This window comes from Oryzomicrobium sp., assembly GCF_036820405.1.
GTDB lineage: Bacteria > Pseudomonadota > Gammaproteobacteria > Burkholderiales > Rhodocyclaceae > Oryzomicrobium.
The window spans coordinates 102770-128330 of the sequence record NZ_DAISLS010000007.1; the positions used below are offsets into that span (position 1 = coordinate 102770).

16 protein-coding genes, 1 tRNA gene and 2 pseudogenes are annotated in these 25561 nt (G+C 63.4%); 11 read left to right on the forward strand and 8 right to left on the reverse strand.

Annotated elements, in window-relative coordinates; genetic code table 11:
- Nucleotides 1-94: 94 nt before the first annotated feature.
- The 7 genes and pseudogenes from V7Z98_RS08060 to V7Z98_RS08080 all read left to right on the forward strand — a co-directional run bounded on the left by V7Z98_RS08060 (nucleotide 95) and on the right by V7Z98_RS08080 (nucleotide 8310).
- Nucleotides 95-1141, forward strand: a complete 1047-nt coding sequence (locus V7Z98_RS08060) for a TnsA endonuclease N-terminal domain-containing protein (protein ID WP_293263958.1) — start codon at nucleotides 95-97, stop codon at nucleotides 1139-1141.
- Nucleotides 1138-3510: a hypothetical protein gene (locus tag V7Z98_RS08065; RefSeq protein WP_293263959.1), complete on the forward strand. Its 2373-nt coding sequence runs from the start codon at nucleotides 1138-1140 to the stop codon at nucleotides 3508-3510. Before V7Z98_RS08060 ends, V7Z98_RS08065 begins: the two co-directional genes overlap by 4 nt.
- Before the next feature lie 3 nt (nucleotides 3511-3513).
- Nucleotides 3514-5016, forward strand: coding sequence for an ATP-binding protein (locus V7Z98_RS08070; protein WP_293263960.1), 1503 nt, complete (start codon nucleotides 3514-3516; stop codon nucleotides 5014-5016).
- A gap of 25 nt (nucleotides 5017-5041) precedes the next feature.
- Nucleotides 5042-5524 (forward strand): annotated as a pseudogene (locus tag V7Z98_RS17860) (TniQ family protein); the annotation flags it as partial.
- 66 nt (nucleotides 5525-5590) lie between these two features.
- On the forward strand, nucleotides 5591-6814 hold the full coding sequence (locus V7Z98_RS08075) for a hypothetical protein (RefSeq protein ID WP_293263961.1): 1224 nt from the start codon (nucleotides 5591-5593) through the stop codon (nucleotides 6812-6814).
- Between the two features lie 77 nt (nucleotides 6815-6891).
- Nucleotides 6892-7332: pseudogene (locus V7Z98_RS17865) on the forward strand (TniQ family protein); the annotation flags it as partial.
- Nucleotides 7333-7353: 21 nt separating this feature from the next.
- Nucleotides 7354-8310, forward strand: a complete 957-nt coding sequence (locus tag V7Z98_RS08080) for a TnsD family Tn7-like transposition protein (protein ID WP_293263962.1) — start codon at nucleotides 7354-7356, stop codon at nucleotides 8308-8310.
- A gap of 604 nt (nucleotides 8311-8914) precedes the next feature.
- Here the strand turns inward: V7Z98_RS08080 and V7Z98_RS08085 are convergent.
- On the reverse strand, nucleotides 8915-10189 hold the full coding sequence (locus tag V7Z98_RS08085; protein WP_334157606.1) for an MFS transporter: 1275 nt from the start codon (nucleotides 10187-10189) through the stop codon (nucleotides 8915-8917).
- 108 nt (nucleotides 10190-10297) lie between these two features.
- On the opposite strand from V7Z98_RS08085, the gene V7Z98_RS08090 reads away from it, so the two are divergent.
- Both V7Z98_RS08090 and V7Z98_RS08095 read left to right on the forward strand, forming a co-directional pair.
- A complete protein-coding gene (locus V7Z98_RS08090) occupies nucleotides 10298-11308 on the forward strand; it encodes a LysR family transcriptional regulator (protein WP_334157607.1) in 1011 nt (336 codons plus the stop codon).
- Between the two features lie 216 nt (nucleotides 11309-11524).
- Nucleotides 11525-13669 carry a methyl-accepting chemotaxis protein gene (locus V7Z98_RS08095; RefSeq protein WP_334157608.1) on the forward strand — a complete coding sequence of 715 codons (2145 nt, stop codon included), beginning with the start codon at nucleotides 11525-11527 and terminating at the stop codon, nucleotides 13667-13669.
- A 50-nt stretch (nucleotides 13670-13719) separates the two neighbouring features.
- Here the strand turns inward: V7Z98_RS08095 and V7Z98_RS08100 are convergent, their stop codons facing one another.
- From V7Z98_RS08100 to V7Z98_RS08130, 7 genes are all read right to left on the reverse strand, one after another.
- A complete protein-coding gene (locus V7Z98_RS08100) occupies nucleotides 13720-14043 on the reverse strand; it encodes a DUF2149 domain-containing protein (protein ID WP_334157609.1) in 324 nt (107 codons plus the stop codon).
- The gene (locus V7Z98_RS08105; RefSeq protein WP_334157610.1) at nucleotides 14036-14578 is read right to left on the reverse strand and encodes a MotA/TolQ/ExbB proton channel family protein; all 543 of its coding nucleotides are present in this window, start codon (nucleotides 14576-14578) and stop codon (nucleotides 14036-14038) included. The genes V7Z98_RS08100 and V7Z98_RS08105 overlap by 8 nt, the downstream gene beginning before the upstream one ends.
- A gap of 31 nt (nucleotides 14579-14609) precedes the next feature.
- Nucleotides 14610-18722 (reverse strand): cobaltochelatase subunit CobN, encoded by a 4113-nt coding sequence (gene cobN, locus V7Z98_RS08110; protein ID WP_334157611.1) that lies wholly within the window; start codon nucleotides 18720-18722, stop codon nucleotides 14610-14612.
- A 64-nt stretch (nucleotides 18723-18786) separates the two neighbouring features.
- The gene (locus V7Z98_RS08115; protein ID WP_334157612.1) at nucleotides 18787-20985 is read right to left on the reverse strand and encodes a TonB-dependent receptor; all 2199 of its coding nucleotides are present in this window, start codon (nucleotides 20983-20985) and stop codon (nucleotides 18787-18789) included.
- Between the two features lie 464 nt (nucleotides 20986-21449).
- The gene (locus V7Z98_RS08120) at nucleotides 21450-22190 is read right to left on the reverse strand and encodes a DsbC family protein (RefSeq protein ID WP_293263973.1); all 741 of its coding nucleotides are present in this window, start codon (nucleotides 22188-22190) and stop codon (nucleotides 21450-21452) included.
- Nucleotides 22191-22219: 29 nt separating this feature from the next.
- A complete protein-coding gene (locus V7Z98_RS08125) occupies nucleotides 22220-23398 on the reverse strand; it encodes a UbiH/UbiF family hydroxylase (protein WP_334157613.1) in 1179 nt (392 codons plus the stop codon).
- A gap of 82 nt (nucleotides 23399-23480) precedes the next feature.
- Nucleotides 23481-23558, reverse strand: a tRNA-Met gene (locus V7Z98_RS08130).
- Nucleotides 23559-23798: 240 nt separating this feature from the next.
- On the opposite strand from V7Z98_RS08130, the gene V7Z98_RS08135 reads away from it, so the two are divergent.
- Together V7Z98_RS08135 and miaB are read left to right on the forward strand one after the other, a co-directional pair.
- On the forward strand, nucleotides 23799-24140 hold the full coding sequence (locus V7Z98_RS08135) for a hypothetical protein (protein ID WP_293263975.1): 342 nt from the start codon (nucleotides 23799-23801) through the stop codon (nucleotides 24138-24140).
- A gap of 83 nt (nucleotides 24141-24223) precedes the next feature.
- Nucleotides 24224-25555 carry a tRNA (N6-isopentenyl adenosine(37)-C2)-methylthiotransferase MiaB gene (gene miaB / locus V7Z98_RS08140; protein ID WP_293263976.1) on the forward strand — a complete coding sequence of 444 codons (1332 nt, stop codon included), beginning with the start codon at nucleotides 24224-24226 and terminating at the stop codon, nucleotides 25553-25555.
- Nucleotides 25556-25561 lie beyond the last annotated feature (6 nt).

Sequence of the window (25561 nt, forward strand, 5' to 3'; positions counted from 1 at the left end):
CTAGGTGTTAAGCCGTTTTAAGGACGTAGCCACGTCCGAAACTGGACGTTCGTCGCAACATGAACAGACGAACTGGACACTCGGAGGCGTGCAAATGGAACTTGCTGAGCAGGTCGAGTGGGATATCAGCAAATTGGTTGATAAGCATCGAAGCGCTGCCCCCCAAAGTCTATCTGACAAGGAAGGGCTGCAGCACTGGCTCAGCACCGACTCGCCAAGCAGCACGTTGAAAAAGCGCCGATGTGTAATGACGTGGGACAAGCTCATTAAGCGTATCCAGCATGGATACGGCATGGGGCACGGTGCTGACTATCAGCCATGGCTGACCCTCCGTCGCAAGAATTCGTCTCGTGAATCCAATCAAGTTGCAGCACACCTGCACCCGCTACATCGCCCCGGATATTTCTTTTCCCGTGGCGAGTATCAGATCGCGCTCTTACTCCTGTGGTTGGGAATTCATGATCTCCGGGAGCAGTACCCCCTTTGGCCAATTGCTCATCCTCACCCTTTATATGGCGCTCCAGGAACAGAAGGGCTCCAGCTCGGGTACTGTAGCGGCCTCCTCGACATTGCGACGGAAGCAGGAATCGAACACGGTCACTTCCCTGGCTCCGATATCCCCTACGTCGCCACAATCGACTTTCTCGTCACCATCCGAGACAACAGCGGATTTGATCTGATTGCAATCTCTTGCAAGCCGATTGAGGATCCGAATCAAGCGGTCAAGTGGCGAACACTCGAACGCTTGGAGCTTGAGAGGCGCTATGCCGAACGCAATGGAATCCGCTACCTCATCATCAGTTCGCGCTTTGTCCCGATTTTGATGGCGGGACAACTGGAATGGTGCATGGAGCGCGCCACTCTAACCGATGCCCCACACCTCGCTGCATGCGTTCACGGATTTTCTCGGGAATTCGCATCAGCTCCGAATCTGTCAGTTTCTGATGCTGTTGCTCTTGCCTCAGAGAGCCAACAGCTATCTCTGGAAGAAGGTTGGACGGTTTTTCGTCACTGCGCCTGGACTCAGGCGATCGACATCGATCTTTCTACCCCGCTGTTGACCTCCTACCCTGCACGTAGGAGTGGTCGGACGCTACGCGAACATCTGCGGCGCTCACTATTCGAAGGGAGCTCAAAATGAAGTCCGTCAGCGTAGGCTTCATTTTTAGGGTACTACAGGACTCCCCCCATATTTCCCGCGGCCTGTATCGTGTTGTAGACAAATTGGGGGCCAAGGACAGCCCGGATCTTCCTCTCGTAATCATCAAAATTCCGGAGCCACCTCCGCCGCGGGAGATTGGAAAGAAGCAGCCAAACTACTACGCAAAGGGATTCCAATACATACGTCTGGATACTTTGTACGGCCTGCTAGATGAACGGAAGGTGCACGAGTCCGAGGGACCCACAATCCCGCCGTGGTGGGGAAAATCCGATGCGGAGCTGCTGGCCTCTTGCCCGAGAAAACGATGGGTAACAGCAGGCGAAGAGCTCCTCACCCCAGAGATCCAAAAGCGGGAGGTGAAATGGCACCTGATTGAGCCGCTGGTCGCAATGGCAGAGGCGGGGACAGTGCCGAGTCTTGCCGAATTGGATGCGCACGTTCCTGCTCGAGCACGAGAAGCCCAGGTCGGTGCTAACCAAATTTACGACGCGTTACATCGCTACTACGCTTTTGGCCAGAATAAGGACGCCTTGCTTCCCAATACTCCCAACAGTGGGGGCAAGGGTAAGTCACGCTACGGAAAGAACGGCGTCCGCCTGGGCGCCCCCAACCAGGCAAAAAGAGTCGGAGAGAGCAAGTTGGCGGGAAGAATCTGCGATGAGCAGGACCGCCAAAACATTCGTGATGGCTACTTCATATTCGCCCGGCCAGGGGTATCAAAAAAAGAACAATTCATTGCTTTCAGTTCGACCTTCTACAGCGATGGTTACAAGCATGAGAATGGCCGTCAGCTTCCGCTCCTACTACCGGCACACCAACGCCCCACCGAACGCGAGTTTTTCTACCATGGACCGGATAGCTCGGACCGTGAGACGACTTTAGTCCGGATGATGGGGGAAGGTGAGTGGGCAAAAAACTTCCGCCCGCTAGTGGGTTCGGCACGCGACGGTATCCATGCAGTCGGACAGGTCGGATCGATCGATGCCTCACCGATCGACGTGAACCTGGTGGCTTGCTTCGATAGCACCCGTCCGATCGGCGTACCTCGTGGTCTCTTCGTTCGAGAAGCCTTGTTCGGCCTTTGGTGCGGCGCACATAACGTCATTGGAGGCCCCTGCACGGCAGACGCCAACCTGACTATCCTGCGTGCGGCACTCAGCAAGGAGAAGATCCTCAATCGGCTTGGTTTAACCGACATTCCCCCAGACGATTTCCCGAGCTTTCTTTTCACTCGCCTGCTATCCGACAACGGCGAACTTCGCGCAATAGGAGGCATAGAAGCATGTGCGAAGAAAGTTCGCGTCTCGATCGAGTTCATCGAAAGTGGACGCGCCGACAGAAACTCACCTTCAGAAGGCGGCCATCACGCCCGACACGCTGGAATCGATCACAAGCTGCCCGGAACAACCTACGGTCGGAGGCCGAAACGCGGCGAGACGCTACCAATCCGCAAGGCACTTCTGTCTTTGTTCGGTTACGAACGTTTGTTGTGGCAATGGATGCATTGGGCCAATACCAAACAGCGGGTACCGCATCTGGTTCCAACCGAAATGAAGCGTGCGCTGGCAGGGCAAGCTTTCAATCCAACCCGGATTGAAATCTATCGATGGGCGGAGAGGGAAGGATACGTCAGTAAGCGGCCGGTCAATGCACTGTATCTGCGCTCTAATCTCCTGCCTACTTACACAGCGAGCGTCCAGCGGAACGGACTGGTTCTTCATCGACCAGGTTCCGGCAATCGTGTTGAACTGCTCAACGATGCGCTCTTCAGTAGTGATTACATCGAGCAGTCGTGTCTGTATCACAACTTCGCACCCAATGAGCCCCGGCACGTAGAAGTGAGAGTCGACCCAAACGATCTTTCTGAGATTCTTCTTGTTGATGCTCAGGGAATTCATACGATTCCCAATATCTCTCGCGACGTGATCGTGGCGCGTGAGTATTACGTCGCGGACTTAATCGCAAGCAACGAAGCAAATCGATTGAATCGAGTCGAAACAAAGTCCGAGGACGACCAGGCGATGTCTGACCAAAGAATGATCAGGTTAGCCGAGATCGAGGACGCCCGGGCAAGACGGCAGACAACCGAAGCAGAAGCCCCTCGACCAGGAGCCAAAGCTTCGCGGGAGCGTGTGCGCGAAAACCAGCGACAGGAAAAATGGGCACAACTCGACGAGGCTACAAGACGAGCGGCAACCCTGGCTGCTGCACCAGCCACGGAATGGCGGGAGAGTCAGCCCAATGCCGTCGGGCAGGCTGCGAGCAACGTCGTTTCGATCAGTTCAGCATCAAAACTAAAAAATGCGCTGAGTGAGCGACTGACAAAGTTTCAGGATACGGGGCACTGAACCATGGCGATAGGACTCGGACAGTTCACCGATGAGAACCATCCGTTCTTGTCCCCCTTGACAGCTGCGCTCCAGGTTGACGATATCTTGCCGCGCATCCGGTATTCACCGCTCGATGGAATCGATGTGGCGACCCTAAGCAACAGCGAGCGTCACGTCTTGCTCGATCTTATGCAAGAACGACTGTTCGAGCCGACAACGGCCACCTTGGAATTAACAACCAGGCTATTCCGCATGATTCGTCGGGGTTATTTATCGAGAGACCCACGGGAATTGAGCGTGCGGAAGGAGACGATAGCAGTGGCCGGATGTCGCGGAAAACAGCTATCCGAGCTTCCATCGTTTGACGCCTACGCCCAATGCATCCGTGTATCCGGAGAGACGGGAACGGGGAAAAGCTACGAAATTAAGAATTCGCTTCGACTGCTGCCGCAGTGCTTCGTGCACCCGGAAAATAAGGATGCAGGCTGGTCGCACTTAGTACAACTCGTATGGTTGTATGTCCCCATGTCACATGACGGCACACTTGGTGGGCTCTTGCTCAATATTCTCTGCGCAATCGATGAAGCAATCGGGACCAGCTATTCGACGCAACCATCTCTAATCCGCCTGAGTAACGAGAAACTCGCCGTCCACGTCGGCATCATTCTCAGAATCCATGCAGTCGGAGTCCTGGTGATTGACGAACTTCAACAGCGCAATTTCTCCAGAATGGCGCATGGCGGCCTAGCTGCACTGTTCTTTCTCCGTCTACTGAACTTCGGGATACCGATAGTCCTGATGGGCAATCCCTACGGTCTCGGGGCATTGGATCGCTATTCTCAGGATGTTCGGCGCACGAGTTCGGCCGGATCGTTTGACTTCGAACCCATCGGGCTGAATGAATTTGATTGGCACAAATGCATTGCGCCGGGCGTGTGGCGTTACTACGTGCTTCCCGAGCCGATGACTTTCAGCGATGAAGGGGGCGAAATCCTCTTCAAATATAGCGGCGGCTTCCGTGATTACGCATGCAGGATATGCCATTCCGCGCAACGGCTTGCTCTTGACTTGAATGATCGAGCCCTCACCCTGGAACATCTCGAGCAGGCTTATGAAGGCGCTGATTTCTCTCAAAAGGATCGCGATCTCATCGAAGGGTTCGCCAATCGAGATCCGATGCGTCTGCTGGATTTTGAGGACGTTCGCTGTGAGCACTATGCCCGCAAATGGGGATTGGTGCCGGCCAGGCCGAAGAGTGTATCCCCAGAGACAACTGTCGAGTACTACGGTGGCAAGTCGTTTCAGCCTACCGAACCTGAATCAGAGTCCCTGAATCCAGTTCGGCGAACGAGGAACCCCCATGCCCGAGAGCAGGGTATCGCAAAACAGGTTGTTGCAAAACGAGCCAAGACCAACAAAAAACAAGCCATGGCGAAAGCCGAGTGCGGCGACGACGACCTTCGCAATGACGGACTAAAGAAATTCCTGATCAATGGTTTTGACACATTCCGAAATGTTGCCTGAATCACCCTCATAGAAGGGAGCCCACATGCGTCCAGCCTACGTCGGTAACCAATCCGCTTCTGCGGCCACGATACTCCGTAGCAAAAGACCAATTCTGCCGTTTTTCCCCGCATCACTGCCCGATGAATCCTTGGCGTCACGCATCACAAGATTCCACATCGAGCGAGGGAATGCCACTAGTCGGGAAACTTACTCAGAGCTGTTCAGTACATCGCCGTTTGCGATGTCCAACCTGTCCATTCCGCGAATCGAAGCACTGGCACAAAGGCTTCCCGGTGACCCGCATGTCAATCTAGAGAAACTACTCTGCGAAGGCACTTTACTCCCCATTAGCAGACTCTTCGCTTCGGGCACGACAAATAGGAATTCAATAGATTACGGTCGACGGAGCGCAGGTGAATCGGGATCAACCCGAATTTGCCTTCAATGTGTGAAAGAAGATGTAAGTCAATTCGATACAGCCTACCTCCATCGATCACACCAAATTCCGGCCGTGAGCGCCTGTTGGAAGCACGGTCAAATATTGCTAGATCACTGCCCAGAATGCGGCTGCCCGATCGAATCGCCGAAAGATATGACGCTCTCCCCCTGGCAGGGCTGCTATTGCGGATACCGTTTCGAGCTTGCCGAGCCAGGGGAGTCTGATTACGTCGCATCCAGTACGGAAAAGGACATCGCGAGGTTTGCGAGCTTCGTGTTGGCCCACATACCGCAAGGACTGGTCGTCAATACCCTGCCCAGGCTTCTGCGCGAAAGAGCGCTCGAGATGGGGTTCCGCCGCGGCAAGGAACAAGTCGACCGGCGTAGTCTTCAAACTGCCATGGAATCGCACTACACGCCGACGCTCCTGGCGCAACTGGACCGCGCGTACGCAAATGGGAAGACCAAGCGATTGCTTAGCTTTCTCGGAGTAACAGGAGTGGCCATTGAAATCCCTCTGAGTCGGCTCCTATTGCTCTCAAACTACCTATTTCAGGACGCAGAAACATTTCTGGCAAAGCTGACGTCGATCCAGCCCCAAGTTGCTGGCACCACATTCATTCAGCCCCCCTCTACCGGCTTGCACTCTGCAATCCCAGTGAATCGCAATACGGACGGACTGAATACCCTTGTCGAACGATTAGCGATGACTGCAATAGCCGAAGACTTGTCTATCAAGGATTTGTGGCGCCAACACTACGGAGCTATGAAACGAATTACCGTTGCTGGATCAAAAAATGGCATAGAGATACTAAAGAAGGCCATCGACAGGCATAGCTCTAAGTCTGCTCAAAAAAGAGGAAGGTCGTCAGCTAAGGTGCATTCGAGGGATGCTGACTGGGCAGAAGAAATTAAAAAGACAGCCACTCGCCTCTTTAACGAGGCCGGGCGACCAACTCGAGTTTCGTTTGCATCACTGGTCAAAAACACGGAGATGCGGCCAGTCACTTGGCCAGATGCCATCTCCTTTCCACAAACCCGCGCAGCATGCAAGACATTGCAGGAATCCCAGTGGCACTTCTATGCACGTCGAGTCATGTGGGCGATGGCTCGACATCATGGGGAAGCCGTTGCCCGGACCGTTATCACTGAGGCCACCGGGCTCGAACATCACCGGGTGACTGATGTTTATAACTATCTCATTGCATCAGCCATTGTTCCCATCGCCCCTTTTACGACACAACTGGCGGCCAATGGAATAACTCGTGATTGGCTAGGCCCTTGTCCTGGGAAAACGTATCAAAAGGTAGGACGTGGCTATCAAAAAACAGGGGTAAGGATCTCTTATACATCGCCAGTATTCGCCGGAATGGCATGACGACACCGACTATGGCGGAATTCCTGAACGCCAACACTGGCCTATTCGATGATCTACCAATCAACCTTCCCTCGTTGATGGAAGGTGAGACTTTGTATTCTTGGTGTGCGCGGTACCACCGGCTAAGCGGGAACGCGATGACAGGACATTCATACGCCCAGCTATTCGGAACTCATCGTCCCTCACTAAAGCATGATTTCCCAAAGAATCTGTCGGAGCTTTGCAAGAGGACTCGCAGCTGCCTAGGCACTCCGGAAGCGTTGGCATTGGAACGAACGCTGCTGGGATATTATGCGCCATTCATTTCCTCGCCACGCTACCAGCGAGCGTTAGAAGCTCTTTGCGATCTGCGAATGACGGAGCCAAAGCACCTGCTTGGATTGATGGCCAGTCGTGTCGGTGCGTCTCATCCGCTAAAAGCATGTCCCAAGTGTATACAACACGACTTGGATGAATTGGGATTTTCTCGGTGGCTTATGGAGCATCAGTGGCCATCCGTCTGGATTTGCCGGCGCCACGACACCCCGCTCCGACACCTGGTGGGCCACTCGCAGCCACGCCAACTTCGAGATTGGACTCTGCCGGAGGATCATTCCAGTGGCGAGTGGGAACACCTGCCAAGACTCAGGGCTGCTTCGATCGAAAAGCTGGCACGTATCGCTTCGATAAGTGCGAGCATAGCCCAGATCTCAGTCGCCTTTGATGATGAACGCCTAAGAATCGCATATCGGCAAGCCGCGCAAGATCGCGGATGGGCCGCCTTTGATGGATCGCTCCGCACGTTGGTGATGATGCGGCATCTAACAGCGGGTTACCGCGAGCTCGCAACCATACCGGCTTTCAACTTTCTGGCCGATGCTGACCAAAATGACGCGGGGGTCATTGGTTTGTTGACCAGACGTTTCCCCGGGCTGCACCACCCAGTAAAACATGCTGTTCTGATCGCGTTCCTATTTGACTCGGTAGAACATTTCATTGACACATATCGAACTGCTGCGCAGGAAAAAATTTCCAACGGAGCTGATACCGTAGTTGGCAATTGCCGTGAGGCTTTGCGGCGTCTAGTTGAGTTCGAAAAATGGTCGGTGAGCCGTGCGGCCAAAGCAACAGGGATACCCCTATGCCAAGCATGTCGGTGGCTGGAGTCGATCGGTGTGCCATACAACCACCGGCCTCGAATGCTGAGCGACCAGACAAAGGAACAGCTCAGAAGTATGCTGATTGCCGGCGACGATTACGGGCAAATCGCGGAGAGAACAGGTTTGAAGAAGAGCCTTATCCGAGCATTTGCAGCATCAAATAAAGCTTTACGGGATGTCTGGAGAGTACGGCGATTTGAGTGCCTGCGTGATCGCCATAGAGCCCATGCCCTAGAATTGTTCAATACGATGCGAGGGGTATCTATCACGGCATTGAAATCTGTACGGGGGAATGGATTGATGTGGTTGGAACGCCATGATCGCGCATGGCTCACGAAGACCATTCCCACACTTTGAGTATCTTGAAATCAAAGCTCCGTCCGACACCCTGTAGCTACGAACCAAACAATAGTCTCTTGAAAGCCTGAAAAATTAATCAATTACATCCTCGCCCAAGGTCTAAAAACTTAGGGAATTGAACTCACAATCTGAAACACTGACTGCAACCACATGATATTATGTGATTTCAAGAATTTATTGAGCGAGAACATGATAGGAGTAGGTGAGCAAAGCCCGGCGAATGCCGGGCTTTGTATTTCTGGAGCTTCCGGTCTTCGGCCGTTGCACCCATTGGGCGATCTAATCGAACGGCGGGCGGACCACCAAGGGCCACACCTGCGGGATGCACTGGGCAATCCGATCCGCGTGATCCCGACTCCCGGACAAGCGGCCGATGTTGCCCAGGGCGCCGCATTGATCGAGTGCTTCAAGACCGATGCCGTGATGGTCGCCAAGGGCTACGACTGCGACGCATTGGTTCAGCGCATCGGTGCGCTGCGGGTCACGCACCGGCCTGACGGAAGCGCACGCAACACGGCGCGTCGATGTCCGTGGCCTTCCCAGGGCAAGAACTCCGCGTTACGCGGGGTTCTTGCCCTGACGGCGCTGCGGCCGCCCCCCCTCAGGCCTCGCCCGCCGGCACCGGCCACAGGCGCACGGCGAAGGCGGCCAGGGCGGTCACGGTGGCCATGCCCGTGACGGCGATCCAGCCCCAGTGGGCGAGCAGGGCGCTGGCCAGGGAGGCGCCGCCGGCCATGCCGATGAACATGCCGACGAACAGCACCGCGTTGAGGCGGCTGCGTGCCCCTGGCTCGATGCCATAGACGATGGTCTGGTGGGCGATCAGGGTGCTCTGCACGCCCAGGTCGAAGCCCACGGTGCCGATGCCGAGCAGCCACAGCTGGGCCGCAGGCGAGAGCAGGGGCGCCAGGCACATCAGGGCGAAGGACAGGGCGGTGAGGCCGGTGCCGAGGCGGGTGACCAGTTCCGGCCCGCGCCGGTCCGCCAGGTGGCCGGCCAAGGGCGCCGCCAGGGCGCCCGCCGCCCCGGCCAGGCCGAAGGCGCCGGCCGCCGCGCTGCCCATGTGGAAAGGCTCGCCGTGCAGCATCACCGCCAGGGTGGACCAGAAGCCGCTGAAGCCCATGGCCAGCAGTCCCTGGGCCAGGGCGGCGTGGCGCAGCGCCCCGTGGCGGCGCAGCAGGTCGAACAGGGAGCCGAGCAGGGCCTTGTAGGGCAGGGCCGTGGTGGGGGCGAAGCGGGGCAGGCCGCGCCAGGCCGCGACGCCGATGGCCGCCACGCCGAGGGCGGCGAGGCCGAACATGGCCCGCCAGCCGGCCTGGGCGGCGACCACGCCGCTGACCACCCGGGAGAGCAGGATGCCCATCAACAGGCCGGTCATCACCGTGCCCACCACCTTGCCGCGCCGGGCGTTGGGCGCCAGGGTGGCGGCGGCGGGAACGATGTCCTGGGCCAGGGTGGCGGTCAGGCCGATGGCCAGGCTGGCGGCGAGCAGCACGGCCAGTGAAGGGGCCAGGGCCGCCCCGGCCAGCGCCGCCACCAGCAAGGAGGCCTTGGCCAGGATGATGCGGCGCCGGTCGTGGCGGTCCCCCAGGGGGGCGAGCAGCAGGATGCCCAGGGCGTAGCCGAGCTGGGTCAGGGTCGGCACCAGGCCGATGGCCTGGTCTCCGGCCTTGAGGTCCGCCGCCATGACGACGAGCATGGGCTGGCTGTAGTAGAGGGAGGCCACCGACAGCCCCGCGCCGGCGGCCAGCAGCAGCACCAGGCCCGGCCCGAGCGAGGTTTCCGCCGGTGCGGTGGTGGCGGTGGTGGCTTGGGGGGCCGGCTCGTGCGTCCCGGCCAGGGCGGCCTGGTTATGCGAAGTATGGATGGATGACATGGTGCGCTCCTTCAAGGTCCATTCGGTGTTTCGATGGAGCGCAAGTGTGGTCGCCGACCTTGTCTTGCGGTAGTGGCATGACCCGAAGATTTGTTATACGTTTAGCACATGAAACAGCCCATCATCGTCCCCCCCGCCGGCAGCGCCGCCCCCACCTTCGCCACCGGGGCGGGGGACCGGATCGAGCTGTTGCAGACCTTCGTGCGCATCGTCGAGGCCGGCAGCCTGTCGGCGGCGGCGGCCCAATTGGCCATCACCCAGCCCACCGCCAGCCGCCGCCTGCAAACCCTGGAACGGGCCCTGGGGGCGCGTCTGCTGCAACGCTCCACCCATTCCATGCGCCTCACTGCCGACGGCGAGCGCTGCTACGAGCACGCCCGGGAGCTGCTGGCCGGCTGGGCCGCCTTCGAATCGGAACTGCGCGGCGCCAGCGAGGAGGCCGAAGGCATCCTGCGGGTGGTGGCGCCCCACGCCTTCGGCCAGGAGCGCCTGGTGAAGCCCCTGGCCGACTACCTGAGGCGCCACCCGCGCATGACCGTGGAGTGGCTGTTGCACGACGACAACGCCATCCAGGATTTCATCGCCGCGGGCATCGACTGCGCCATCCAGGTGGGCGAAGTGGCCGATTCCAGCCTGGTGGCGATCAAGCTCGCCGAAGTGCCGCGCATCGTGGTGGCCGCCCCGTCGCTGCTCGGCAACGGAGCGCCGCCGGAACGGGCCGCCGACCTGGCCGCCCTGCCCTGGCTGGCCCTGCGCACCTACTACCGCCACGAGGTGCGCCTCACCCACCTGGATACCGGCGAATCCGCCCGCATCCCCATCGCCCCGCGCCTGAGCACCGACAGCCTGTACGCCCTGCGCAGCACGGCGGTGCAAGGGCTGGGCGTAGCCATCGGCTCGGCCTGGGTGATGGCCGACGACCTGGCCGCCGGGCGCCTGGTCCAACTCGTCCCGCGCTGGCAGGCGGCGCCCCTGCCGGTGAACCTGGTCTACCCCTACGCCCGCTTCTACCCGGCCCGGCTGCGCTTCTTCGTGGAGGCGATGCGAGCCGCCGCCCCCGAGGTGGTGGGGGAACACGAGCGCGACCGCGCCCCGGGCGAAGCCCCGCCGGCCTCCTGAGCGCCGCCGCGCACCGCCGTGGTGCATGCGATCCCGGACGCCCCGTCCCGGCGCAGACGACTGGCACCGTCATGGTGCGGATGCCATAATCATAAAGCCGCAAAACTGCCATTTCATCCTTTGGATCAAGGAATTAACGCCAACGCCCAAAAATGGAACAGCCCTTGCTAATCCTCCTGGCAAGAAAACCCGAACTCTCTCCGATACGAGGACGCCATGCTGAAAAGCGACGCGATGCAACTCTCCCCCGCCGAACGGGCCTGGTTGCCCTGGCTGGGCAAGACCGGCAAGCTGGCCATGGGCTGGGGCACCTGGCTCAACAAGGACCGCTACCCGGCCTTGGAGCAGGCTTTCGAGGGCTTCGCCGCCACCCGGGTGCGCATCCTGCAATCCTGGGCCGAGCAGACCTGGGACCAGCTCGACGCCCTGGCCCGGGAAGTGGAGCGGGCCTACCCCAACGTGCCCGCCAGCCTGTTGAGCGACAAGCAGAAGCTGCTGCGCGACGCCAGCGAGATCGCCGTGATCGGCGCCGACGGCGCGGTGCTGGCCTCGACCCGCGCCGAGCGCGTGGGCGCCCGGGACCTGCCGGCCAAGGCGGTGGCGGTGGGCCTCACGGAGCGCTTTTTGCACGGCCCCTACGTTGATCCGGCGACCCGCGCCCTGGGGCCGTCCACCTCGGCCTTCCACGACGCCGTCACCCTGATGTTCTACCGCCCCCTGGCGGTGGGCGGGAACAAGGCCGCCCTGATGGCGCGGGTGCCCAACGACGTGGTGGGCGACCTGATCCAGCGCGAGGCCGGGCACATCTTCCACGAGTCCGGCGACAACTACCTGTTCATGGTCCAGTCCCGCTTCGATCCGTCGATCAAGCCGGGCACCGCCCTGTCCCGCTCGCGCTTCGAGGACAGCACCTTCTCCCTGGGCGACAACCTCAAGCAGGGGGTGCGCACCGACTTCGGCACGGTACGCATCCAGGAGCACACCGAGTTCGAGGTGGTCTTCAACGACCCGGCCACCGGCCAGCTCCACCCCGGGGTGCGGGAAACCATCCGCCAGGGGCAGAACCTGTTCGTCACCTACCCGGGCTATTCGGACTACCGGCACATCCCGGTGATCGGCAAGGGCGTCACCTTCGCCATGCCCGGCTCGAAGGACACCTGGGGGATGATGTGCGAGGCCGACCTGGAAGAGGTTTACCGCTACCGCAGCGTCGGCTATCAGCTGTCGCGCCTCTACCTGGCCATGACCCTGGGGGTGTGGGGCGCGGGCGCCGCCATCCACGGCCTCACCGACCTGTCCTTCGCCGCCATCGCCCTCATCCAACTGGTACTGGTGCTGGGCGGCGCCTTCCTCTTTAAGCGGCTGGGGGCCACCGCCCTGTCGCACCGGCTGCGCGACACCAGCCGGGTGCTGCGCACCATCGCCGAGGGCGGCGGCAACCTGGCCGAGCGCCTGCCCCGCCCCGACGGCCGGGGCGACGAGGCGACGGTGATCGCCCAGTGGATCAACAGCCTGATCGACAACCTGGAGCAGTTGATCGGCCGGGTGATCGCCACCAACCAGGAGATCGGCCGAGCCAACACCGCCTTGCAGGGCACCAGCCGCAAGACCCTGGACGCCTCGGGCCAGTTACACGAGACCCTGGTGGACACCCTGGCCAGCATGCGCCACCAGGCCGAGGAGCTGGATTCCGCCAGCGCCGAGGTCGAGACCATGCGCGAGGCGGTGCACCAGGCCACCGCCGAGGCCCGGGAACAGTTCCAGTTGGTGGAAGCGCGCAGCGGCCAGATCCGGGAGTCGGTGGGGACCGCCACCCTAACCATCCGCCAGTTGAAGGACAGCGCCTCGGAAATCGGCCGCATCGTCACGGTGATCAACGAGATCGCCAGCCAGACCAACCTGCTCGCCCTGAACGCCGCCATCGAGGCGGCACGGGCCGGGGAGGCGGGTCGGGGCTTCGCCGTGGTGGCCGACGAGGTGCGCAAGCTGGCCGACCGCACCGCCCAGTCCACCCAGGAGATCGGCGGCATGATCGCCACGGTGCAGCACCGGGCCGAGGAGGCAGTGAGCACCATGGATTCGGGCATGGACGAACTGGAGGAAGGCCTCAAGCTGGCCATGGAGGCGGCCAGCGACAAGAAGGAGGTGCAGGACATCCTGGAGCGCCTGTTCGCCACCATCGACGAACTGGCCGCCGCCACCCGCACCAACGGCAACCGCATCGAAGCCATGGCCGAGAGCGCCGACACGGTGCGCACGGCAATCCAGGAATCCCATCGCAGCGCCGAGCAGACCGGCGGCGCGGCCCAGGCCCTGAACCGGCTGATGGCCCAGTTCAAGGTCTCCGCCGCCGCCCGCTGAGGCGCACGGCCCCGGGGCGCCGCCAGGCGCACCGGGGAAAGGCTACGCTCTCACTCCGGCACGTAGATCATGCGGCCGTCCTTGAGCCGGTAGGCGGTCCCGGCCTTGGCTCCCTCCCCTTCGCCGATCTGGCCGGAGGATTTGTAGCGGGTCAGCTCGTCCCCCTTCTTGACCACCATTTCCATGGTCGGCTCGCCCGGGTCCTTGATGACCACGGCGTTCTGCAGGGTGAACGGGTTGAGCGGGTTTTCGATCACGGCCACCAGCAGCACGGCGATGATCACCAGGAAGACGTCGATGATGTTGACCACGCTCAGGATCGGGTCGTCGGCATCGTCGTCGTCAAGCACGTTGAGTGGACGGCGCTCAGCCATGGGCCACCTCGGCCAGGTGGGCAGGCATCGCCACGGGCAGACCGGCCACCGCGGCGGTGGCGCTGCGCCGGGTGAGCAACTCGTCCAGTTCCTGGAGCAGCCAGCGCCGCCGTACCGTCAGGGCCAGGTAGGTCATGGCCGCCGCCAGCAGGGCGACGATCACCGCGGAAAAGGCCACCACCAGGTTCTGGGCCATGCCCTGGGCGTTACCCGCGGACACCGCGACCAGGGCCGGCCCCATGGGGATCATGGTGGCGACCAGTCCGAGCAGAGGAGCGATCCGGCTGGTGATGCGCAGGGGCTCGATGAGCTTGAGCAGGTGCAGTTCCAGGGACTCCTGGCTGGCTCCGGGGCGCGCCGCGGCAAAGCGGTGCAAAGGCTGGCGGCCGCGCCCGCGCAGCGTCCGCAGGGCGATGTCGAACAGCAGGGTGCCGAAGATGAACAGGGCGTAGGCGAACATCAGGCAAAGCACCACCAGCACGGGGGCGAGGAAAAACTTCGAGACTTCGTACAGCAGGGTTTCAAGGGCATTCACGACGGCGGGGCTCCGGTGGGATGGTTTCGGTTCAGGGATGCGGCGGGGGGACGCGGGATTCGCGGCGCACGCGCCAGGCCTGGTAGGCGATGCCGGCGAGCACGATCGCACCGAGCATCCAGGCGTAGGCCCAGAGGACCCGTTCGGCGTTCTTGTGCATCGTCATTTCCTTCAGCTCCTGGCCGCGCACCGCGTCCGGGGCAGGGGGCGGTTCGGCCGGGACGGCCGGCGGGGGCGACGCCGATGCCGTGGCGGGTCGGGGCGAGGCGGCCTGAGCCGGCCGCCCCAGGCCGAAGCCGGCGGAAAGCTCCGCCACGTAGGCCTTGAAGGTGGCGTTGTCGGTGTGGACGTCGTGGCGGCGGGCGACCTCCCGGTAGGTCTCGACCAATTCCCGCGTGGTCTGCGCATCGGCCTGCCAGTAGCCCTTGCGGATCGCTTCGAGCATGCGCTCGGCGATCTGGGCCAGGGCTGTGGGGTTCGATTTCTCGAACCACTCGCGCATGCCCAGCTTGTAGCGGTCCTTCACGTAGCTCTCGTGGAATTCCTGCCACTGGTCGTCGCGCACGATGTTGCGGTCCATCGCCTGCCAACCCCAGAAGTTGTTGACGGTATTGAGCATCTGCAAGGTGCCGGCGTAACCCTCCTTCTGCATCTCCTTCATCCAGTTGGGGTGCTGGTAGACCGCGCGCAGCTCCTTGGCCAGGAAGGCTTCCGCCGTTTCGAGCTTGGCCCGGCGGGGGTCGCGCATGTTGGAGATGTAGAGCTGGGGGTTGGCCCCGTCGAGGAACTTCACCGCCAGCGAAATCCCGCCCAGGTACTCGAAGGGGTGGTCGGTGTCGAGCAGCCCCTTCAGGTTCGAGGAGCGGGAAAAGACCGCGGCGCTGGTGCCGCGCAGATGCTCGGCATAGGCGTTGATCTCGCGCCCCGCGCCATCCGTGAGCTTGCGGCTCCAGTGGGCCGTGTTCGGCCCGTAGGCCCAGGACATGCGCGACAGGTAGAGTTGTTCGAGCTTTCCGTCCCCCTCGTCCCACTGGTCGGAGGCCAGGGAGGCCTTTGTCAGGCGGGTGCTGTAGTCACCGCTCTCGTTGCCGAACACCCGGGTCAGGGCGAACTCCCGGGCCGGCTCGGGCGCGACGCCCTGGGCCCGCAGTTTGGCCTCGATGCGCTCGGTGTTGGCGCGCACGAAGTTGGCGCCGTCGGGTTCGTCGCGGACGGCCAGCATCGCCACCGCCTCGTTGAAGCGCTCCATCACGTTGGGAAACTGGTCCCGGTAGAGGCCCGTCAGGGAGATCACCGGATCGATGCGCGGCCGGCCCAGCTCGCGCAGGGGAATGACCTCCAGCCCCGTCACCCGGCCGCCCTCGTCCCAGGTGGGTCGCACCCCCATGGCGTGGAAGATCTGGGCTTCGAGCATGCCCAGGTGGCGCATGGTCTCGGTGCTCCACATGGTGAAGGCGAGCTTTTCCGGGAACTTGCCGTGGGTGAGCTTGTAATTAGCGATGAGTTGCTCGATGGCTTCCTTGCCCGCCTCGTAGGCCGCCCGGGTCGGCACACGGGCCGGGTCGAAGCCGTACATGTTTCGGCCGGTGGGCAGGGCATCCGGGTTGCGGATCGGGTCGCCGCCGTAGGAAGGATCGATCCAGCGCCCGGACAGGCCCCGGACCACGCCTTCGATCTCCCCCTCGGCGCGCAGGTCGGCGAGGAACTTGCGACCCCGCTCCACCGAGGCGCGCAGGCCCCGGTCGGCGATCTCGTCGGCCAGCCGGTCGGAAAAGATCACCTCATCCACGAAGCGGTAGGGCTTGCTCTGCTGGAGCTTGCGGTAGTCGTCGCGCAGCATGGCCCGGGAATTCTTGATGCCGAGCTGGAGATAGAAGGGCTCGCCGAGCATCTGCATGACATTGCTGACCAAGTGGGCGCGCTCCGCATCCTTGCCCAAGGTGTGCAGCCCCAGGGGCTGCTGGGCGGCCCCCAGGTCTTCCAGGTAATCCTCCAACTGGCGCAGGAAGCGGTCGAAATCCCGTTCGAGATCGGCGACCTTCCACTTCATGTCCTTGTGGATGTTCATCTTCACCGCCTGCTCGATGATCAGCTTGCGGTCGTTGTCCCGCACCAGCCCCTGGTCGAGGGACTGGTACTCGCGGATCAGATCGTTGATGCGCACCAGGTCGTCCGACAGGCCGGCCGGGGAGAACGCCGGTGTCTGGTAGCTGACGATGACGCCCCGGCCGCGGCGCTTGACGTGGATCGCCTCGCCGATATTGTCGACGATGTAGGGGTAGACTACCGGCACGTTGCCGACCAGGAGGTTGGGGGAATCGTAGGCCCACAGCCCCCGCTCCTTGCCCGGGGTCCATTCCTGGGTGCCGTGGGTGCCGAAGTGCACGATGGCGTCGGCCTTGAACCGCTCGCGAATCCACAGGTACGCCGCCAGATAGCCATGGTTGAGGGGCTGCTTGGTGTCGTGGAACAGTTTTTTCTCTTCTTCCGAATGGGCCATCTCGCCCCGGGACGGCTGGGGCATCACCACCAGGTTGCCGAGGGCCATGCGCGGAATGACGAAGCCGGGCACCCCGTCCTTGCGGGCGATCCAGGCGCTTCTCTCGGGTGCGCCCCATCGTTTTTCGATGTCGGCCCGCACCGCCGCCGGCAGCGCCGCGTACCAGCGCTTGTAGGCGGCCAGGGGCAGGAAGGCCCAGTGCGGGGTGCGCATCAGTTCGGGCAGGCCGCCCTTGCGGTAGGCCGGGCGCAGCATGGTGGCCACGGTGTCGATCATCTGCCGCTCTTCCACCGGCGAGAAGGAATAGCCCTCCGTCCGCAGGCGCTCCACCAGGTAGGCAATGGAGCGCGGCACGTTCATGTTCGAGGCGCCCTGGTTCTTCTCCCCGGGGGGGTGGTTCCAGAACAGCAGGGCCACGTTCTTGTCGCCGTTGGGGCGGGTCTGGAGCGCAGCCAGGCGCACCGCCTTGCCCACCAGCATGTCCAGCTGCTCGGGCATCGGCACCAGCTCGCCCCCTTCGTTGGCGGCGACCACCACCGGGTCTTGCAGGCCGATGTATTCGGCAGTGGTCAGGGTAAACGGCAGGTTGAAGCTGCTGATGCCGGCGTTGTCCTTGTAGTAGTCGGCCCGGGTGCCGCCCCGGTAGGTCACCACGTTGATGGCGGGAATGCCCAGGGCCTGGTGCCAGGCCTTGCGCCCCTCGGGGTTGCTGCCCAGGAAGGTGTGGACCAACAGCACGTTGAGCACGGGCTTGTCGTCGAGGGTGATGATCGGCTCGTCGATGGCGACGCGCTGTACCGGCTTGGGGTTGGGAAAGCCCGGATCGCCCTCGCCGGCAGCGGCGGCGGGCGCCCGGCGCCCACTGCGCTCGCTCCCCCGGCCCCCCGCGGCTGCGCCTCCGCGCGCCGCCTGCTCCTGGGCGACCCGGCTGCTGCGGTAGAACACCACCGGCAAGGCCCCCGCCTCTTCGAGGGACGCGACGACGGCATCGAGCAGGCGCGTCTGCCCGTCCGAAAGATGGCCGGAGGAGATTTCCATGCCGATGACCGGCCGCGCCAGGGGCGCCTTGCCGTTGCGCTGCTTCCACCAGTCCAGGTAGGCGGGCAGGGAAGCGAAGACGCCCTGCTCGTGGCCCGGGTGATAGATGCCGCCGTTGGGCATTTCCAGGGGCGGCGGCACCCGCGCCAGATCGCCCCGGGCCAGCCAGGTCCGGACATAGAGAAAGAGCCGCTCGTGGTTGGCGCGCATGCCGCCCACGTAATAGTCGTACAGGCGCTGGGCCACCGCCGGGTCGATGCGCTGCTGGCGCAGCCGGTTGGGGGCGGACATGACCTGGATGGCCACCAGGGGAACGGCGGCGCCGGCCAGGGCCTTGCCCGCGACCCGCTCGATCAGGGCCTGGTCGTCGGCCCGCGGGGCATCGACGATCACCAGGCCGGCTCCCTTGAGGGCGCGCCGCACGCCCTCTTCGCCGTCCCGGTCGACCTGGGTCCAGGCCAATTCGACCCCTTGCTTGCGGGCCGCGGCTTCCATCAGCCTGAACTTGCCTTCGAGCACGAACTGGGTGGACAGCAAGGCCACCTTTTCCGCCCAGGCAGGCTGCATGCAGAGCATGCAGCAGAGCACCACCAGCGCCTTCCTCATGTATCCGTTCCTTACCTTCGTTCCCCGTTTCCATCGCCACCGGGCCAGTGCGCCCGGCGACGGCTCAGAAGCTGTAGGACAGCCCCGCCCGCACCGTCAGCGGGGTATAGGTGCCGGAGTTGCCCACCGTGGCGGCCGACACGACGTTCTGCACGCCGGCGATCGTGGTGGTGGTCACCCGGGCCGCGTACTTGCGGTCGGTGAGGTTGAGGACATGGACCCAGAAGCCCCAGTGCTTGTCACGGTAGCTGGCGCGCAGGTTGAACAGGGTGGGCCGGGCATAGGTGCCGGTATTGGCCGTGTCGTAGTAGTAGCGGGAGATGTAGTCGCCTTCGAGTTCGACGTTCCAGCCGGCGGCGGGCTTCACGGCGACGCGCAGGTTCAGGCGGTTGCGCGGCATGGCCTGGTAGGAGTTGCCGCTGTAATCGGCAGCTGCCGTCTTGTACTTGTTGTAGTAGGCCTCGGCGTAGGTGTAGGTGGCGCCCAGGTCCAACCAGGACGTGGCCGCCCAGGAGTACATGGACTCGAAGCCCCGGGCGGTGAACTGGCCGGCGTTCTCGTTGATGTTGCAGGCCGCGCCGTTGTTCAGGGCCGCCTGTTCGGCCGCCGTGCAGTTGCGGCTGACGATGAAGCCCTTGTTCGTCGTGTGGTACAGGGCCATGTCGTAGCGCAGGCCGCGGCCGGGGAAGAATCCGCGCAGACCGATTTCCCGGGTCACGCCTTCCTCGGGCCGCAGGTTGGCGCCGATGGTGTTGCCCGCCGTGCCCTTGGCCGCGGTGTCGAGCAGAGTGCTGAGGTTGGGCGCGTTGAAGGTTTCGGACCAATTGCCCCAGACCAGGTGGTTGGCATTGAGGTCGTAGGTGACGCCGCTCTTGAGGATCTGGGCGTTGAAGGTCTTCTGCACGTCCTTGTTGGCCGGCGTCCGGTCGTCCGTGGAGTAGGTGATCTTGTCGAACCGCTCGCCGATATGGAAGCGCAGCTTCTCCAGCGGGGAGAACTCATAGTGGATGAACGGTGTGACGTCCTTTTCCCGGGCCAGGGAGCCGGCGTTGGACAGGGTGCCCTGGCCCCAGCTGCCCGCCTGGGCCTGCTTGGCGTTGTAGGCGTTGTTGTAGGTGACGGAATCGGAGGAGATGTCGATCAGCTCCGCCCCCACGTACAGGGTGGACTTGGCCAGGTCGAACTCCTGCCGGTACATCGGGGTGGTGGAGCGGGTCACCTCGCGGGTTTTCTTCAGCGTGTTGGTCGAGGTGCCGGAACCGTTGACCGTGGCGCACGTCACCACCTTGTTGTCGCAAATGACGTTGAGGGCGCCCCCCGACCCCCCCGAACCGTAGCCCAGGCCGTCGTTGTTGCGTTGCGAGAAGGCCAGGCTGAATTCGCCCCGGGCGCCGACCATCTGCACCAGCCGGGCCGAATAGGTATCGAAGTCGTTGATGCTCTGGCCGTAGGTGCCGGGCACCACCTGTTGCCAATCGCTGGCGAAGGAGACGCCGCGCAGGGACGCCCCGTTGAAGGCAGCGTTGCGCAGCCGGGCCGCATCCGCCGCGGTCAGCGGCACGGCGCCGGCCAGGCGGAAGTCGTAGTGCAGCTGGTCGTAGCCCAGGGTGATCCGGGTGGTGTCGGTGGGACGGGCCATGGCCCGCAGCGAGGCGCCGTTCTTGTGTTCGGCCGCCGCATTGGCGGCGCTCGGCGCGGTGTCCTTGCGCCAGCCGCCGTTGTCCATCATGGCGCCGTTGAGGCTAAAGCCGAGCCGGCCGTCTTCCGTCGACGCCCCCACGTAGCCCTGGGTGCGCTGGAAATCCCAGCTGCCGAACTCCTGGGACAGCCGGCCTTCGAGGCTCTTCGGCGGCTGACGGGTGAACACGCTCAGGGTGCCGCCCAGGGCCCCGCTGCCGTACAGCGCGGACCCGGGGCCGGTGATCACCTCGATGCGCTCGACGTTGGAGATGTTCACCTCGTCGAGGAGGGTGAAGTTCGAGGTGGACGACACGCGCATGCCGTCCACCCGGTTCTCGGTGTAGTTCTTGGAACCGTCGGGAATGCGCAGGTTGCGCACCATGCTGATGCCCGGCACCCGTCGCCCCAGCTCGGCCAGGCTGTTCACATACTCCAGGTTCTCGATTTCGTCCCTATCGACCACCGCGCCGGAGATCGGCGTCGACTCGGTCAGCTTGCCCAGCTCGGTGCGGGCATGGACGTCGGCATAGCGGTCAAGGGTGGTGGTGACGGGCGCCAGAACCCGCTCACCCTCGTCGGCCATGACGGGGACAGCGCTTGCGCATGAAAAGAGGAGCGATACGGCCAGGCCGAGCGGTGAACGTTTGAATCCCATGCCACGACTTCCTTGAGCGGAGTTGTTGTTGTCGTCGGCTTGCCCTGCCGCCGGGCGAGAAGGCATCCCTGGGCGGCTCGGCAAGCCCGATGGCACCGGCACGGCCGGGCCCCGGAAACGCCCGGCGGCAACGTGGCCGGGGCGCAAACGAGGGCGGATTGTTACGTTTTGTTACGAGTAGCCGAAAGTGACAAAATGCCGCAGCGATATCGAGACGCCCCTCAAAAATGCCAAAAGCATCAACGGGTTGGGCGTTCAAGGCACGCACGGGGCGCCCCCTCATCGGCCGCGCAAACGACAAAACGCCCCCTGGAGAAATGCGCCGGACGGCGCTCTCCAGGGGGCGTTCGGGCAGACCGGAAAGGCCCGCCCCGCTTGGATTTCCAGCCGGCTTACTTGCCCAGGCTGGCCAGCTTCTTCTCGATGCGGTCCAGGGGCACGGCGCCGGGGATGCGCTCGCCGTCGGTGAACACCAGGGTCGGGGTGCCGCGGATGTTGTACTTCTGGCCCAACTCCACCACCTTCTGGGTCGGGGTGGTGCAGTCGCCCTTGCCCGAGGGCGCGCGGCCGTCGAGCATCAGGTCGTTCCAGGCCTTGACCTTGTCGGCGGAGCACCAGATCTGCTTGGCCTTGTCCACCGAATCCTGGGAGAGGATCGGGTAGAGGAAGGTGTAGATGGTGACGTTGTCGAGCTTTTGCAGGTCCTTGGCCAGGCGCTTGCAGTAGCCGCAGTTGGGGTCCTCGAAGGTCACCAGGGTGCGGCTGCCGTTGCCCTTGACCTGCTTCAGCGCCGAATCCAGGGGCAGGTCGGCGAACTTGATGGCGTTGAGCTTGGCCATGCGCGCTTCGGTCACGCTCTGGCGGGTCTTGGCGTCCACCAGGTTGCCGAAGACGTAGGCGCTGCCCTTCTCGTCGGTGTAGAAGATGGTGCCGTCGGCATAGACCTCGTAGAGGCCCAGGTAGCCGCTCTTGGTGATGCTGTCGACCTTGATGTTGAGCTTGCTCTCCAGGTCGGCCTTGAGGCGGGCGTGGCCGTCGTCGGCCGCCAGGGCGGTGCCGATCGCGGCGATGCCGGCGGACAGGGCCAGGACGCCCAGCAGGGCGAGAGGGCGGCGGGAAATGGGCAGGGACATGGGGGACTCCAGACTTCCAGAAAAAACGCTCAGGTTTCCAGGGCGTAGCGGATCAGGCGGCTCTTTACCGGCCCGAGGCGGTTGGTCAGGGACAGGCCGGTGTTGCGCACCGCCCGGAGGAATGGGAGGGGCTCGCGGAACAGGCGGCGCAGGCCGTCGGTGACGGTCTGCAACATCACCACCTCTTCCTTGCGGGCGCGCTGGTAGCGGGCGAGGAAATGCTCGTCGCCCACATCCTGCCACGGCGAGGCGCCGGACAACAATTCGGCCAGGGCCCGGGCGTCCTGGAACCCCAGGTTGATGCCATGGCCCGAGAGCGGGTGGATGCCGTGGGCGGCGTCCCCCAGCAGGGCCAGGCGCGGCGCCACGGTGCGCGGCACCCGGATCAGGCGCAGGGGGAAGCCCGCCGGCGGGGTGATCAGGGACAGTTCCCCCAGCACCCGGCCGCCGGCCGCCGCCACCTTGTCGCAGAAGGTCGCCGGCTCCAGGGCCAGCAGTTCCTTGGCGTGGGCGTCCGGGGTGGACCAGACGATGGACATGCGGTCGCCGGGCAGGGGCAGGTAGGCCAGCACCCCGTCGTCGCGGAACCACTGGTGGGCCACATTCAGGTGGGGGCGGGAGATGTCGAAGTTGGCCACCACGCCGACCTCGTTGTAGGGCGTGGCATGGGCCGGCAACCCGGCCTGGCCGCGCACCCAGGAATCGCGCCCATCGGCGGCCACCAGCAGGCGGGCGGACAGGGCGCGGCCGTCGTCCAGGGTGAGCCGGGCGGCCGTTCCGTCCCAGGACACGGCGGCGGGCCGGGCCGGGGCGAAGAGGGTCAGGTTGGACTGGCGCAGGGCGGTCTGCCACAGCTCCTCGGCGATCAGGGACGATTCGGCGATCCAGGCCAGTTCGGAGACCCCCGCCTCGTAGGCGGAAAAGTCGAGCTGGCCGCCGGCGTCGCCGGCCACCGCCATGCGCGCCACCGGCGCCACCCGGGACAGGTCGAGGCGGTCCCACACGCCGAGCTGGCGCAGGAAGCGCACGTTGGCCGGACTGACCGCGTAGATGCGGGCGTCCCAGCCCTCGGTGGGCCGGCGCGGCGCCTGGGCTTCGACCAGAGCCACCTTGAGCCGGGCGTCCCGCAGCCCCACCGCCAGGCTCAGCCCGGCCAGGCCGCCGCCGACGATGAGCACGTCGAAATCAGGGGATTTTTCCTGGGACATCTTCCACTCTCCAGATCGCTCGCCCGGACAAAACCAACAAAAAAGCCCGCTGGACAACGCCAGCGGGCTTTTTGCGGGATTCTGGTGGTGATGGGCAGGATCGAACTGCCGACCTGCGGGTTATGAATCCGCCGCTCTAACCGGACTGAGCTACATCACCACGAAGGGCGCAAATAATAGGCAAAACGCCACTCGCCGTCAACAGATGCACTGTACAGGAATCGGCTATACTTGCGCAAATTGCTGTTTTTAGCCGGGATTCGGGCGAAATCCGCATCATTTATCGCGGCTCCTCGCCCCTCGCGGCGCCCCGGACGGGGTTGGCGCTGCAACTTTTCGCCCGGCCGCCGCGTCCATATCCGTTCCGCCCGACCGCCCGATCACCGTTCCTGGAGCCGCCATGACCGCCGCCCCCGCCCTGCGCCGCCTGCTGGCCGTTTTCGCCGTGCTGGCGATGTGGGGGACGAGTCTGCCGGTCCTGGCCCAGTTGCGCATCTTTCCGGCCAATACCCAGGTGGGCAAGCTGAGCGTCATCGGCCAGGGCTGGGTGCGCATCGACAAAACCGATTTTCCCCTGGCCCCCGGCGTCCAGATTCGCAACCAGCAGAACCTGATCGTGCTGCCGATGGCGGTGGTCGGGGAGTACAAGGACCTGCCGGTGCGGGTGCAGTGGGACGCCCAAGGCCAGATCTGGAAGCTGTGGCTGCTGACCGAGGGCGAAGCCCAGGCCCTGGCCAAGTGAACAAGTAGGCAGCGGCCGCCCGCGCTTCGCCGCCCACCGTTTTTCCGCGCCCCCGGGCGCTCTTTTTGTGTAGGTTGTTTGCCGTGAAAAAGCTGTACATCAAGACCTTTGGCTGCCAGATGAACGAGTACGACTCGGACAAGATGGCCGACGTGCTCGACGCCGCCGAGGGGGTGGTCAAGACCGACAACCCGGAAGAGGCGGATATCATCCTCTTCAATACCTGCTCGGTGCGGGAGAAGGCCCAGGAAAAGGTCTTCCACGACCTGGGCCGGGTGCGCCACCTGAAGCAGCAGAACCCGGACCTGGTGATCGGCGTCGGCGGCTGCGTGGCCAGCCAGGAAGGCGACGCCATCGTCGCCCGGGCGCCCTTCGTCGATGTGGTGTTCGGCCCCCAGACCCTGCACCGCCTGCCCCAACTGATCGCCGAGCGCCGCGCCAAGGGCCAGGCGGCGGTGGACGTGTCCTTCCCCGAGATCGAGAAGTTCGACGCCCTGCCGCCGGCGCGCACCGAGGGTGCCAGTGCCTTCGTCTCGATCATGGAAGGCTGCTCCAAGTACTGCACTTTCTGCATCGTCCCCTACACCCGCGGCGAGGAAGTGTCGCGCCCCTTCGGCGACGTGCTCACCGAGGTGGCCGGCCTGGCCGACCAGGGCGTCAAGGAAGTGACCCTGCTCGGCCAGAACGTGAACGCCTACCGGGGCATCATGGACGGCAGCAGCGAGATCGCCGACCTGGCCATGCTGATCGAGTACATCGCCGAGATTCCCGGCATCGAGCGCATCCGCTACACCACCTCCCACCCCCGGGAGATGACCCAGCGCCTGATCGACACCTACGCCAAGGTGCCCAAGCTGGTGTCCCACCTGCACCTGCCGGTGCAGGCCGGCTCGGACCAGGTGCTGGCGGCGATGAAGCGCGGCTACACCGGCCTCGAATACAAGAGCCTGATCCGCAAGCTGCGCGCCGCACGCCCGGATATTTCCCTGTCCTCCGACTTCATCGTCGGCTTCCCCGGCGAAACCGAGGAGGACTTCGAGAAGACCATGAAGCTGATCGAGGACGTGGGCTTCGACACCTCCTTCTCCTTCGTCTATTCGCCCCGCCCCGGCACCCCGGCGGTGGAGCTGGCCGACACCACGCCCCAGGACGTCAAGCTGAAGCGCCTGATGCGCCTGCAAAAGCGCATCGAGGATCAGGCCCAGGCCATTTCCCAAGCCATGGTCGGCACGGTGCAGCGGGTGCTGGTGGAAGGCCCGTCGAAGAAGGACCCCAACGAGCTGGCCGGCCGTACCGACAACAACCGGGTGGTGAACTTCGTCGGCAACCCGCGCCTGGTGCACCAGTTCGTCGACGTGACCATCACCTCCGCCCTGCCCCACAGCCTGCGCGGCGAAATCGTGGTCAAGGAGTAAGCCCCG